This window comes from Neorhodopirellula pilleata (assembly GCF_007859915.1).
Lineage (GTDB): Bacteria > Planctomycetota > Planctomycetia > Pirellulales > Pirellulaceae > Rhodopirellula > Rhodopirellula pilleata.
Genome location: NZ_SJPM01000026.1, coordinates 27,061 through 41,248, shown reverse-complemented (window position 1 = coordinate 41,248; position 14,188 = coordinate 27,061). Strand labels below are relative to the sequence as shown.

9 protein-coding genes are annotated in these 14,188 nt (G+C 56.5%); 5 read left to right on the top strand and 4 right to left on the bottom strand.

Features of this window, described 5'->3' with window-relative positions; translation table 11 throughout:
- Positions 1-388: 388 nt before the first annotated feature.
- Together Pla100_RS28360 and Pla100_RS28355 are read right to left on the bottom strand one after the other, a co-directional pair.
- Positions 389-1,873, bottom strand: coding sequence for an HD domain-containing protein (locus tag Pla100_RS28360; RefSeq protein ID WP_231603731.1), 1,485 nt, complete (start codon positions 1,871-1,873; stop codon positions 389-391).
- Entirely contained in the window at positions 1,840-2,574 is a 735-nt protein-coding gene (locus Pla100_RS28355) for a hypothetical protein (RefSeq protein ID WP_146582420.1), read from the bottom strand. Before Pla100_RS28355 ends, Pla100_RS28360 begins: the two co-directional genes overlap by 34 nt.
- On the opposite strand from Pla100_RS28355, the gene Pla100_RS28350 reads away from it, so the two are divergent.
- On the top strand, positions 2,563-5,037 hold the full coding sequence (locus tag Pla100_RS28350) for a protein kinase domain-containing protein (protein WP_231603730.1): 2,475 nt from the start codon (positions 2,563-2,565) through the stop codon (positions 5,035-5,037). The two genes, Pla100_RS28355 and Pla100_RS28350, sit on opposite strands and share 12 nt — an antisense overlap.
- Before the next feature lie 141 nt (positions 5,038-5,178).
- Positions 5,179-6,474: a M14 family zinc carboxypeptidase gene (locus tag Pla100_RS28345; RefSeq protein ID WP_146582418.1), complete on the top strand. Its 1,296-nt coding sequence runs from the start codon at positions 5,179-5,181 to the stop codon at positions 6,472-6,474.
- Between the two features lie 4 nt (positions 6,475-6,478).
- Here Pla100_RS28345 and Pla100_RS28340 read toward each other — a convergent pair whose 3' ends face one another.
- Together Pla100_RS28340 and Pla100_RS28335 are read right to left on the bottom strand one after the other, a co-directional pair.
- A complete protein-coding gene (locus tag Pla100_RS28340) occupies positions 6,479-7,156 on the bottom strand; it encodes an IS630 family transposase (protein WP_146582416.1) in 678 nt (225 codons plus the stop codon).
- Between the two features lie 17 nt (positions 7,157-7,173).
- Positions 7,174-7,641: a helix-turn-helix domain-containing protein gene (locus Pla100_RS28335; protein ID WP_146582414.1), complete on the bottom strand. Its 468-nt coding sequence runs from the start codon at positions 7,639-7,641 to the stop codon at positions 7,174-7,176.
- A 180-nt stretch (positions 7,642-7,821) separates the two neighbouring features.
- Here Pla100_RS28335 and zwf point away from each other — a divergent pair, with 180 nt between their 5' ends.
- The 3 genes from zwf (at position 7,822) to secA (ending at position 13,964) form a co-directional block, all read left to right on the top strand.
- Positions 7,822-9,276 carry a glucose-6-phosphate dehydrogenase gene (zwf, locus tag Pla100_RS28330; protein WP_146582412.1) on the top strand — a complete coding sequence of 485 codons (1,455 nt, stop codon included), beginning with the start codon at positions 7,822-7,824 and terminating at the stop codon, positions 9,274-9,276.
- Positions 9,277-9,284: 8 nt separating this feature from the next.
- A complete protein-coding gene (locus Pla100_RS28325; RefSeq protein WP_146582427.1) occupies positions 9,285-10,145 on the top strand; it encodes a Nif3-like dinuclear metal center hexameric protein in 861 nt (286 codons plus the stop codon).
- A gap of 105 nt (positions 10,146-10,250) precedes the next feature.
- Positions 10,251-13,964, top strand: coding sequence for a preprotein translocase subunit SecA (gene secA, locus Pla100_RS32315; RefSeq protein ID WP_146582411.1), 3,714 nt, complete (start codon positions 10,251-10,253; stop codon positions 13,962-13,964).
- Positions 13,965-14,188: the final 224 nt, after the last annotated feature.

Genomic DNA, 14,188 nt, shown 5'->3' with positions numbered 1-14,188 from the left:
ATTCTGGGGGAGGGGGGCGTTGTGCGCGGTCGGTCAAAATCAGACTCGCAATCCGCTTCGCTGCGTTTCGCAATGGCCAAACCTCAAAACGCAGAACCGATTTCGTCCTTGGTGAATAATGCGGGTTAAGGGCGTATCCGCCAGTAAACCAAAACCCGCTAGTGACCTGGATGACGTCGTGTTCCTCTCAGGCACCCCACGTTGAGGACGACGAGAAAGGCTGGTTCCAAGGATCCTGTCTGCGGGCTGTTGATTTATTTAGCCGTACCGCGTTAGCGGCGGTTAATCGGACGCCAACCGGGGCTAACGCCCATCGGCTAATTGTTGTCATCAGCGGTAACGCGATTGCGTTGCGGCTGATGACTGAGTGGCAGCTCGTCACGCGACCTTAGAACTCCATCGAACCAAAGTCGTCGTTGACGACTTCGAGTAACCAGCGGCTAATTAAACCGTTGAGGTCATCGGTGGAACGTCGCAACTCCGATCGGACGGATTCGGGCACAAACACTCGGACGCGTTTGACGTGATTGTCGAATTGACGATTGGCCAATACCGAAGCGACGGGCGATACGTCACCCAACTTCATCGAGCGGTCACTGCGATCGATCACATCGATGTTGATATCCACCTCGAGTTTGACCGGCGGCGCGTCGATTAACACCAGCGAAGACGGAAGGGGCTTGGTCAAAACGTCGTTCATACGATTGGTCAGGTAGTTCGAACATCCGACCAACCAATTGTAAGGTTTTCTAGCTAACATCGAGTGAATCGAATCACCCGACTCGGCATTGAATTGGGCGACTCGTTTGAGCAATTGACGCGTCGGACCGAACAAACCTTCGACCAACTGAATCATGGTGACGTCTTGGCTCTCGCGTGCGGCGGTTCGCAGTCGCTCGATCCATTGTTGATCGTCGTCATTGGCCCAATGTCGCACATCGATGGACTTGCCCTGCACCGCGTGTTCATGGTGTCCGGCATAGTGCAATTCAAATATCACCCGTTGCAACATCGCCGTCGCCGCTCGCACGGTGTGGTGCCAGTACACTTCGCTGAACATCACATACCGCCCAAAGACCATCATTTCGGCGGCGGTACGGCCTTTTTCGTTGATCGCGAGTCGGGGTTCGTGGGGATGTTGGACGAGCGAACCGATTAAGCGTTCGGCGTCGAAATTGCGTCCGTAAGGAACTCCCGCGTGCAGGCTATCACGCTGCAAATAGTCGAGTTTATCGATGTCGATCGGGCCACTCAGGCAGCTCGCATAAAACGAGATGCTCGACGGCGAGATTTGTAAACGGCGGCGTCGCCCGATCGTATTGGGGCACAAGATCGCGCTTACGTCATCGGCGCTACAATCCCAATCCTTGGCCAAACAACTCGCCAACGGCCCATCGGTCAACATGGCGTCGACTCGAGCTTCATGTTTCATGATGGGCCCCTCGTCACAGTAGTCTAGCGCATTGCCCATGTCTTCGATCGGGTGACAAAACGGCCAGTGCCCGGCATCGTGAACCAATGCGGCTACCAAGAACGCTTGCTGTGCGACCGGATCGGCTACCTCGGATTGGCGGCCCTGATCTTGAAGTCGTCGCAACAGTGAAACCGCGTTGGCATACACACCGAGGGAATGTTCCAATCGGCTATGCGTGGCTCCGGGATAGACCAACGACACCAATCCGAGTTGGCTGAGCGACGCGAGACGTCGCATCGGAGCGGAATCAAGCAGTCGCCGAACGCGGGGCGTGATCGGCACGTCCATCGTTGGCGGAATTCGAACGCGGGAAACCTCGAGGTTGCCCGACCGCAATTCAGGGAGTGAAGCGACCATCGGTTGTTTTAAGATCCAGTCAACACGCGCAATGCGAGCCATGCGAATTGATCAAGCGGCTCTTCACCGGCAAGCGTCACGCCGGCGATCAGGGCGGTGATGATGACGACCGCATAATAAAACGACGCGTGGATCAAACCAGATAGGAATTCCAATTCGAAACAGGCGACCGAGGCGAATGCCCCCAAGATGCCCATCACGCAAAAGGTGATGCCGGCGACCGTCCATGACATTTCCTTGGGGCTTTCGAGTTCCATGACATAGGCGGGAACAAAGAGGTAAACGATCCAAGTCGCCACAAGCAGCGCCGAGCAGATCAGAACACGGTTGCGAAGCTCGATGCCTGTGTAGGGTGCTAATTCACGATCGTGAACGAAGCCGTAACCGATCCGCACCAGCGGCGGAGCCATCAACACGGTGCCGAGCAATTGGGCCCACAGCGGAGTGCCGCCGGAAAGCCGAAATCCGAGCGCTAACGCGACGACGCCGAAGACGCATCCGCCGGCGATCATCAACATCCGGTTGGTCAACTCCGGATCCTTCATCGTGATCGGCTTCAGGACGCTGCGACCCTTGGAATCCTTCGGTGCCCCGTCGTCGGGGGCGTGGACAACAACCTGTTCGTCCTTGTCGGGAACCCTGATCGGTTTCTTGCATGCCGGACACGGACCCGTTTTCCCCGCGAATTTATCGCTAACTTGGAACCGTTTCAGGCAACTCGGACAGGTGACTTGAATCGACATCGCGACCGAAGAAAAGAGGATGAGGATAAACGAGTGTTTGGCTACCGCGACAGTCTAACTGACCGGTTCGCTTTCGTCGCCCGGTTGCGGTCCGATGGCCAAACATCCGATGATGGTGAGATGCCGAATTCTCTTCCCAATGACGACCGCAACGAACAATCGTCCCTCACCCCCGAGATGACCGAAGCCCAAAGCGTCGGTGGTCAAGCGGCGGCGCGGCGGATGTCGTTGCAGGCGACCGTTCCGCCGGCCGACGTCCCCGGCGTGCGAGTCGAACGATTCCTCGGGGCGGGGGCGTTCGGCCAAGTTTGGGTCGGCCGGGATTTGAATACCGGCCGTGGCGTGGCGGTGAAGTTTTACCTGCACCGTGGCGGTGTGAATTGGTCGTTGCTCTCACGGGAGGTCAAAAACCTAGTCCAATTGTCCGCCGACCGACACGTCGTTCAGGTTCTCGAAGTCGGATGGGACGCCGACCCTCCGTATTACGTGATGGAGCTAATTGAAGGCGGTTCGCTCGAAGAAATGTTGCAGCGACGCGGCCGGTTGCCCGTTGGCGAAGCCGTCGACCTGTTTTCAAAAATCTGCACGGGCTTGAATCATTGTCACGGCAAAGGCGTTTTGCACTGCGACGTCAAACCGGCCAATGTTCTTTTGGCGGCGGACAACGAACCACGGTTGGCGGACTTTGGTCAAAGCCGCATGTCCCATGACCAAACGCCGGCAATGGGCACCTTGTTTTACATGGCACCCGAGCAAGCCGATCTCAATTCGACGCCCGACAGCCGGTGGGATGTTTACGCCGCCGGGGCACTGCTCTATCGGATGCTCTCGGGCAACGCGCCGCATCGCGAGGCGTCGTTGTTGTCGCAATTGGATACCGCCGGTTCCCTGCCCGGACGATTGGCACGGTACCGAGAAGCGATTGCGAATTCGCCTCCGGCCGTTGATCAATTGCCACGACGCTCGATCGACCGGCCGTTGCGACGGATCTTGCAAAAATGCTTGGAGGTCGATCCCAAGAATCGTTATGCGAACATGCAACAGGTGATCGACGACTTGGCTCGTCGCGACGCCGCGCGGACGCGTCAGCCGCTGATGTTGCTCGGTATCGTCGGCCCGTTGTTGTTGTTGTTGGCCACGTGCGTGTTCGCGTTTCGCAGCATCGATCGGGCGACCGAATCGGCGACCAACGCACTTCGCACCGAAGCGTTCGGTAGCAACCAATTGGCCGCACGATTCGCTGCTCAAACGCTCGAGACCGAGATTCATTCGTACTTCGAATTGTGCAACCAAGAAGCCTCCCGCAAATCCTTTCAAACGCTGCTTCAAGCGACGCTTGAGGAACCCGCGATCGAAACCGCATTGCAAGCGATCGGTGAATCTGAATCATCGGAACAAGCGTTGAAACAAACCGACGCCCGAGACACGCTGTTGGATTCCCAACAACGGCTCAAGCTGAATCAATACCTTGAAGATCGTCTGGCGTTGTACACTCCTGACGCATCTTTGCCCGAAGACGAAAGCCGAAGAAAAACCCGCCAACGACTCGCGTCGTTGTTCGTTTGCGATGCCAAGGGCACGATCCTCGCGATCGCGTATGGCAAACCGGTGAAGCGGGAAGATGACAGCGCGGGCCGAAACTTCGCCTACCGGACCTACTACAACGGTCTGCGAGATGACCTGTCCAAGACCACGCCGCTCGATGAAATCACACCGCTGAAGGCCACCCATTTGTCGTCGGCGTTCCAGAGCACCGCGACGGGTCTGTGGAAGGTCGCTATCAGCACCCCGATTCGCCTGCCCGGTGATTCGCAATCCGGTTCATCGGATGTGGACGCCGTGTTTGTGATGACGATCAACCTCGGCGACTTTCGATTATTGCAGAGCCGTCGTGAAGCCAGCCAAGTGGCGGTTTTGATCGAAGCCCGCCAGGGACCGTTGCGGGGCCTCGTTTTGCAGCACCCACTGATGGATAGTGAACGGACCGAAGGCGAAACACTTTCTGAAAAACGCTACCAAGTTCCCGAGCCGCTGTTGAACCGTTTGGTCGCTGGGGACGACGCCGTCTATCACGACCCGATGGCGCAAGCGAAAGACGGCAGCGAGTTCGCCGGCGATTGGTTAGCGGCGATGCAACCGATCACCCTGCCCGAATCGCAATACGCTCAGGACGATGCCCCCACCCATGCCCCAACCGATGCCCAGGCGGCCGAACGCCGGGACCGAGAGACAGACTTACTGGTGCTTGTCCAGTATCGGTTATCGGAGGTCCTGGGACCGGTCGGTCAATTGCGGAAATCATTGTTCCAGGAAGGTTTAGCGTCGATCGCTTCGATTTTGTTCGTTACGTTCGCCTTGTGGTGGGTTGTCCGCCGTGTCACCGACGACGAACGTCTCGACGGGGTCACCGCCACGGAAGACGAAACTCCCCCCGAAGCGATCGAAACGAGCACTTTGGGTTGATATTGCCGCGGATCGGGTGGTTGTTCTAAACTCCCGACGTTCTTGCCGACCCACCCCAGCCTGACGTGGCTGGCCCCGCCGCGGTCGGCTCCACCTTGGCAAGCCGAAGTGGCCCGAGTTCATTGGCATGGAGTGCCCCTAATGAGATTCGACGCTCCCGTTCCTCCGTTTTGCACCTTACTTTGTTGGATCATCCCTTTTGGGGTGATCGGATGGTTAGCTTCCACCGCAACGGCGGACGGGATCCTGCCAAATGGCGGAGCGGATTTCGCCAGTCGTGACGGTGGAGTGACGATCACCAGCGACTTTCCCGGCGGACGGATGAGTCAATGCCAACAGATCAGCTCCGACGCCTTTGCGATCACGATCGAACCCGAATCTGATCCGATCAACGACAGCGCTTGGTACGCGTTTCGGATTCAATCGAGCCGACCGAAATCGGTTCGAGTCCTTTTGCATTACGTCGGTGGATCCCATCGTTACGACCCGAAAATCAGCCGCGATGGCGAACGTTGGCAGTCGGCCGCCCACTTGGTCACTCGAACCAGCAACACGCTGCAAGACGTCGAATTGCTAGTCCACGCCGATGAAAAACCTTTGTGGATCGCGGGTCAGGAACTCCTCTCGACCGATGAAATCTCGCAGTGGTCCAATCAACTGACTCGCTTGCCGCACGTCGACAAGAAACCAATCGGACGATCGGTTCAAGGCAGATCGGTCGAGCAACTGACGATCACCGAGTGCGACGACCCCGACTACATTTTTTTGATCGCTCGCCAGCATCCACCGGAGGTTACCGGCGCGATCGGAATGCTGCATTTCGTCGACGCGGTCGCCTCCGACACGCCCTTGGCCAAAAAATTTCGCAAACGATTTGCGGCCGTTGTCATCCCGACGGTCAATCCCGATGGCGTGCATCACGGCCACTGGCGGTGCAATGCCAATGGCGTGGACCTGAACCGAGATTGGTCACACTTCACTCAACCGGAAACACGCGCAGTTCGCGACCAAGTGCTCCAGTGTCGCCGCGCCGGTGAAAATCGTTTGTGTTTGTTTGTTGATTTTCATAGCACATACGAAGACGTGTTCTATATCCCCGCGCACAACCCCCAGATCTTTCCGGCCGGTTTCACGCAGCGATGGTTTGCATCGATTCAGAAACGCTTTCCGGGTTACGACGTGAGTGTCGATGCCAACCACAATGCACACCGAAGCACGAGCAAAGCGTGGGTCGATCGAACGCTCGGCGTGACGGCTGTCACGTACGAGTTCGGCGACGAAACCGACCGCGAAACGATCCGCCGCGTGGCCGGAGGTGCGGCTGAGGAAATGATGGAACTCTTACTGGATTTGCCCGCCAAAGGGACACCGGATCAAGAAAACAAACCCGTCATTCGCCTCGTTTCCGGCTCGGCCGACGAGACGATCTCTCGCTAGTAGTCTATCGCAGCTCAATTTTCGGGTAGAGGCGTCTTAATTTGATCCGAGCGTCTGCGGTCGTGAACTGCCAATCGATTCCCGTTTGACGCTCGTTTCGCGCGGCATACCACTTGGTAATTCGCTCGTTTGCCTCAGCTTGGCTTCCGACGCGGTCAGAGAAGCACTGTCGCGTCATCACGCTTAGCTCAGGCTCGGCCATGTTCAGCCAACTGCCGTGCTTGGGTGTGAAAACGATCTCCAGCTTACTGAGAATGCGAGATGCTTCCTCCGGTGCAAAGGCCGCATACAGCGAACCGGCGCAGTGAGTATTTAAATTGTCGCATACCAACGTGATTCGCTCGGCGCTCGCAAAGCGAGGATGGTCAACGAGCCACTTGATAAAGTGGGCCCAATCCAAAGCCGTCTTCGTTGTGCTGACGTGAACCTCACGCCAACCGGCAAGGGGCTGGACAAACATGAATGCGTTACACATGCCTTCGCGAACGTATTCGTAATCAATCTTAGCCGAATCCCCAGGACGCATTGGCAACGGCGCCCGCGAATGCGAAACCAACTGAATCGGCTGTTCGTCCATATTGACTACCGGACGCAGGGGGTCGTAAGGACGATGATAAACGCTCAATACCTGTTCCATGGCAGCGACAAACGCTGCGTCTTGCTCAGGTGGAATGCACCACATCGAACGCTGCCACGGCTTCAACTCGTTTTTTTTTGGACACGTCCGACCGTATCGGCCGAGATCGATTCAACCACCTCCAGCTCAACAAGCTTGTCGGCCAGCAGTTGGAGAGTCCATCGGGAACGTCCTTCTGGAGGAGTCGAACAGGCAATCTTGGTTAGTTTTGCTTCTTTCTCTCCGTCGAGAATGGGAGGCGTTGGCGGGCTCTGACGCTGCTTACGTTCCAAAAGGCTCATCGGCCCTTGCTCGGTCGCTTGCTTTCGCCAGTTCTCCAACGATCGTGTCGTCACACCAAAGGCTTCAGCAATTTGTTGATCTTGCCACGCTGGACCGTCGTGGCCTTCATCGCACTTGAGCATCGCGTTTGCGCGTTGCACTTTCCAGGCGGCGATGTTCAGCTTGCCACGTTTACCGGTGGCTACCTTGGCAAAGGTTTCGCGTTCTTCGTCTGTCAGCTTGATACGATAGAGCTTGCGGTTTGACATTCGACCGTCCGTGGTCTCGGGGGAAGAGGGGCTTAAAGACCTTTTTCTACCCGAAAACCAAGCTGCGATGGAATACTACGAACCACACCGGGTGGCAGAAGGGGACTCGCCGGACGCTAGGACACGTTTTACAGTACGTCAGGAGATTTCAGTCGGGTTCCTCGCAAAAGTTGATATTTCATGTCCAACACGATCGTGATTTTTGGTGCCAGCGGCGATTTGACCAGCCGCAAACTGATTCCGGCACTTTATCGACTGCATAAAAAAGGACGCCTGCCTGACCAAACTCGGATCGTTGGCGTGTCCCGGAGTCCATACGAACACGACGCTTGGCGCGAGAGCCTGCGGGAAACGACCGCGAAATTTGCCGGCAAATCCTTCTCGGCTGAAGCTTGGGAGACCTTCGCACCTCGCATCTATTATCAACCCGGCGATATACAAGACGCCGATTCCTTCGCTCAGCTCGCCAAGTTTCTGAGCGAAATCGAGGAGGGGCAACCGACCGGACGGGTCTACTACCTCTCGACGATGCCGCAACTCTACGAGCCCGCGATTGCTCAACTCGGCAAAGCCGGTTTGGCATCCGAAGACAACGGCACCCGCCGGATCATCATCGAAAAACCCTTCGGCACCGATCTGAAGACCGCCAAGGAACTCAACGTCCGCATTCACGGCGTGTTCAGCGAAGACCAAATCTACCGGATCGATCACTACCTCGGCAAAGAAACCGTTCAGAACATCTTTGCCTTGCGTTTCGCCAACAGCATTTTCGAACCGCTGTGGAACCGCAACTTCGTCGACCATGTCCAGATCACGGTGGCCGAAGAAGTCGTCATCGGACGTCGTGCGGGATATTACGACACCAGCGGCATCTTGCGAGATATGTTCCAGAACCATCTCTTGCAATTGATGATGATCACCGCGATGGAACCGCCCGCGAAGTATGAATCGACAATGGTGCGTGACGAAAAGGTCAAGGTTCTGCACTCGGTTCGAAAAATGACCGGTGGCGATTTCGCGAGCCAAACGATGCGGGGCCAATACGAAGGCTACTTGAGTGAAGAAGGCGTTCCCAAGGGCAGCCAAACGGAAACCTATGCGGCGTTGAAACTGTACTGCGACAATTGGCGTTGGCGGGGCGTGCCGTTCTTCTTGCGATCGGGCAAAGGCATGTCGTGCCGCACGACTCAGATCGTCATCCAATTCAAAAACGTTCCGCATATGATGTTCGGTGAAAAATCTCGCGTGCCGATGGGAAACCGGTTGGTCATCCAAGTCCAACCGGCCGAAGGCATCCAATTGCACTTCGAAACGAAAGTGCCCGACGCGGGAATGAAAACCCGAACCAATCACCTCGACTTTAATTTTCAAGACAGCATCGGCGGTGATGCGATGCCCGACGCCTACCAGCGATTGCTGCTCGACGCGGTCCAAGGCGACGCGAGTTTGTTCGCCCGCGGGGATGAAGTCGAATTGGCGTGGGGCATCATTGACCCGATCATTGAAGCCTGGAAAAGCCCCGCCGCCCCACCGCTACACATTTATCCAACGGGATTGTGGGGCCCCGTCGAGGCGTCCGAGTGGATGCAAAAACAAAAACGCGAGTGGTTCGACGTTTGTCCGGTCCTCAATTGAACGGACGGATGACGCTGCTGGTTGAACATGTTTGTCAAGCGATGGCCCAAATCGCTCCGTTGCGATTGGCGGAGGACTGGGACAATGTGGGATTGCTGTTGGGCGATCGGTGGTCGCCAGCCCGGCGGGTGATGACGTGTCTGACGATCACGCTTGACGTCGTTGCCGAAGCCGAAGATGAAAAGGTCGATTTGATCATCGCCCACCATCCGTTTCCTTTCAAAGCCGTCAACAAGATCACGACCGACTCGCCCTCGGGCGGACTCTTGTGGCGGTTGTCGAGGGCGGGGATCAGTTTGTACAGTGCCCACACGGCGATGGACTCCGCCGCTGGTGGCATTAACGAACAATGGGCCGCCGCGCTCGGGTTGACCGACGTGAAGCCGATGATTCCCGATCCGAGTGATCCTCAAGTCGGAAGCGGTCGGGTGGGGAAATTGACAGGTCCAGTTCCCGAGACCGCGGCGCAGATCCTCGACCGGGCCGTCCGATTTTGTGCCGCGACCCGGCCGCGGTTGGCTGGCGTGCCGGACCGCCCGGTCCGCCGGGTGGGGGTTGCCTGTGGCAGCGGCGGAAGTTTCGTATCCGCCGCGATGCGAGCCGGGTGCGACTTGTTACTGACCGGCGAAGCCACCTTCCATGCATGCTTGGAAGCGGAAAATACGGGCATTTCTTTGGGGATGGTCGGGCATTACTATAGCGAACGGTTTGCCATGGACGAGCTGGCCCGGCGTTTGCGTTCGCTGCCGCTGGAACTACAAAAATCCGCCAAAATGACGCATCCTGATCCGCAGGATTACCAAGTTTGGGCTTCCCGACGCGAAAAAGATGTGTTTCTGGACCAGCCCATGAGCGTCGATCGCAGTTGACCCAGTTTCTCAGAACCCGTAACGTTGGAACTTGGCACGGTTTACGCAAACCGAACGCTTTTTTTCTCTTTCGACCGCCGCCGCAACGCACACCCCTTTTCACATATGTCCATCCTCGAGCGTATCTGGGACCTCCTCGGCCTCCTTTTTGGCGGAACTCTTGAACGCGTCGGCCAAATGGCGACCAATATTTTCGGCTCTGCCAACGCACGCCAAGTGGCCAAGTTGCAAGAACGGGTTGAAAAGATCAACGCTTTGGAGGCCAAGTACGAAGCTTTCTCGACCGAAGATCTTCGCAAACAAACCGATTTGTTTCGCAAACGTCTCCGCGAAGGCGAAACGCTCGACGACATCTTGGTCGAAGCCTTTGCGGTATGCCGGGAAGCCTCCAAGCGATTCCTCGGCATGCGACACTACGACGTGCAATTAATCGGCGGCATGGTGTTGCACTCCGGTGCAATCGCCGAAATGGTCACCGGCGAAGGCAAAACGCTGGTTGCGACGCTTCCGGCCTACCTCAACGCGCTCGAGGGCAAGGGCGTTCACGTCATCACGGTCAACGATTACCTCGCCCGCCGGGACATGGAATGGATGGCCCCCCTGTTCTTGAACATGGGCTTAACGATCGATGCGATTCAGTCCGGCATGACGGTTCAAGAGAAACAGGCTGCCTACCAGTGCGACGTCACCTACGGAACGAACAACGAGTTCGGCTTTGATTACCTCCGCGACAACATGCGTCCGGCCGGAAAAGGTGACGATCGCTTCCCCAAAGAAGCCCAACAATGCCAAGGGCCACTGAACTACGCGATCATCGACGAAGTTGACAATATTTTGATCGACGAGGCTCGCACGCCGCTCATCATCAGCGGTCCGGCCGACCTGGATTTGGGACGTTATGCCGAAGCCGATCGGGTCGCGCGGCAGTTGCAAAAAGAAACGCACTTCACCGTCGATGAAAAACAACACAACGTCACGTTGACCGATGACGGCGTCCGCCGTGCCGAAGAACTTGCGGGCGTGGAAAGTTTCTACACCGCCGGCAACATGGAATGGCCGCACCTGATCGACAACGCGCTGAAGGCCCACTACCTCTACAAAATCGACGTGAACTACGTCATCAAAGATAAACAGATCGTTATCGTCGACGAGTTCACCGGACGGTTGATGGAAGGTCGCCAATGGTCCGACGGACTGCACCAGGCCGTCGAAGCCAAGGAAGGTGTGCCGATTAAGCAGGAAACGCAGACCTTCGCCACCGCATCGCTGCAGAACATCTTCAAGATGTATAAAAAACTTTCTGGGATGACCGGTACGGCGATGACCGAAGCCGACGAATTTTGGAAAATCTACAAGCTCGACGTCGTTGCCATCCCGACACATCGTGGTCTGCAACGCATCGAACACCCCGATTTGATCTATCTAACCGAGAAAGACAAGTTTCGTGCGATCGCCGACGACGTCGAACGATGCCACAAATGGGACGTCCTGTCCCTCAAAGGCGATAGCGAAATTTGGGGCAAGATCGAATCCGAAAGCGAGAACGAAGTTCGCATCGTTCCTAAAGGCGAAAAGCAGGCCGAGGCCGTCCAAAGGTCCGAGATCGTCAAGATCGAAAAGGCCGGGCGACCTGTTCTCGTCGGCACGGTGAGTATCGAAAAGAGCGAGCGATTGTCCGAGATGCTCGAACGTCGCGGGATCAAACACAGCGTCCTGAATGCGAAACAACACGGCCGCGAGGCGGAGATCGTTTCGCAGGCTGGACGTATCGGCGCGGTCACCATCGCAACCAACATGGCCGGCCGAGGTACCGACATCATCCTGGGTGGTAACCCCGAGACGATGGCTTGGGCTCAATTGCAGCACGAGTACCCAACCCGTTTGGAAGTGCCCGACGACGTTTGGAAAAAGCTCGTCGACGAAATCGACGAACGGGAACAGATGAGCGCCGAAGGCGACATCGTCCGCGATCTCGGTGGTTTGTACGTTTTGGGAACCGAACGTCACGAATCACGGCGGATCGACTTGCAGCTCCGCGGCCGTTGCGGACGACAAGGCGATCCCGGCGGATCGCGTTTCTTCTTGTCGCTCGAAGACGACTTGATGCGGATCTTTGCCGGCGATTTCGTTAAGAGCATGATGGAGCGGATGGGCATGAAGGAAGGCGAGGCGATCGAATCGAGTCTGGTCACCCGCCGCATCGCCGCCGCTCAGAAGAAAGTCGAAGAACGTAACTTCGAAATCCGAAAAAGCTTGCTCGAATACGATGAAGTGATGGACGAACAGCGCAAACGCGTCTATCGCTATCGCCAGAATCTGCTCGACGGTCACTCGTCCCGAAATATGATCCTGGGCCTGATCCGAGCTGAGATCGAAACCCACGTCACTACTTTCTTGGAGCCCAACTACGGGGTCGACACGTTCGCCAGCTTTGCCGGTTCGCAACTGCATTGCCAACTCGATCCGCGCGATTTCCAGAACATGGATTTCGAGATGGCGGACAACTTTGCCAAAGATCAAGCCGAACGGGCCGCCGAAGTTACCGTAAATGAAGCCGTCGAGGAAAACCTGCCCTCGGGAATGGAAGATGAGTGGAATTGGAAAGCGATGGCGACATGGGCGAATACCCGTTTGCAAACCAATTATCAAGACCATCAACTTCGCAGCATGGATCGCGACGAGATGGCCGACGCGTTCATTGCCAAGGCTCACGAACTGATCGAGAATACCGATCTGTCCGAAGGCCGACCGCTACTCGATGCCGACTACGGGTTGCGAGTTCTGTGCGGATGGATGCGACACAAATTCGGGATCGAAACCACACCCGAAGAATTCAAAGACATGGATGACCGTCGCGACGTCGCCCGCATCTTGGTCGAACGTGCCGAAGCCGCCTACGTTGAGAAAGAAGCCGAATATCCCGTTCTCACCGGCATCTCACGGTTCACGGAAAAACAAGGTGCCCAAGTTTCACTCGACCGAGAGGGATTGATCGCCTGGGTCAAGGGCCGTTTCAAAACGGACCTGACGATCGACGAGATCAAGCTCAACCGCGAAGAGCTGAAACTACAATTAATCCAACACAGCAAGGAAACCGCGAGCGAATCAATCGCCGTCGAAGCCGAAGCGGCAGCGAAGGTTGACGAGATTTTTAGAGACGCTAAGCCTGAACAAACAGCCCTGTTGGCCAGTGGCGATACCGGCAAACTGGAATCACTCGTCGATTGGCTCGGAGATCGTCTCCAACACGAAGTCGCCGTCGAAGATCTCTCGCGGATGAACCGATCCGAGCTCGCCCTTGCCGTTCAAGGCGCTGTTGACGATCGGTTCTATCCCGAAATGCGACGTATGGAACGTCAGATTCTGTTGAATATCGTCGACGATTCGTGGAAGAACCATTTGCTAACAATGGACCATTTGCGATCAAGTGTCGGACTGAAGGGTTATGCCCAAATGGACCCCAAGGTCGAATACAAACGCGAAGGTATGCGATTGTTCGAAACCATGTGGGGCTCAATCGGCGAACGTGTCACCGACTTGATCTTCCGTATGGAGTCATTCAACGAGGCGTTCATTCGCAGCACGTGGGTCGATGCGCGGGCAACTCATGATGACGCCAGCCAGTCCAATCAAGCGGCCCGCATGGCGGCCGACACGGAAGCCCAACGGGCTGCCCGCGGGAGCGAAACCAGCAGCGGTGATGACGCCGAGAAAGTCCAACCGATCCGAAAAATCGAGCCCGCGATTGGCCGCAATTCACCCTGTCCCTGCGGCAGCGGAAAGAAATACAAGTCCTGTTGCATGCGAAAGATGGCGTAGCGCGGCTGCGCCGCAACCGTCTAACGCGGAGGCGCGACGGTGTGTTGATTGAGTCGTATACCGAATTACATCGATTAGCCGATGGGCGTTAGCCCCGGTTGGTGATTCGTTAACCGCCGCTAACGGGCTGTTGATTTAGTCCTCATCGAAACCCGATGCGTGAGCGAGGGATACTTTATAGATAATGAATGGCGTTCAATCCCTCGCTGACGCATCGGGTTACG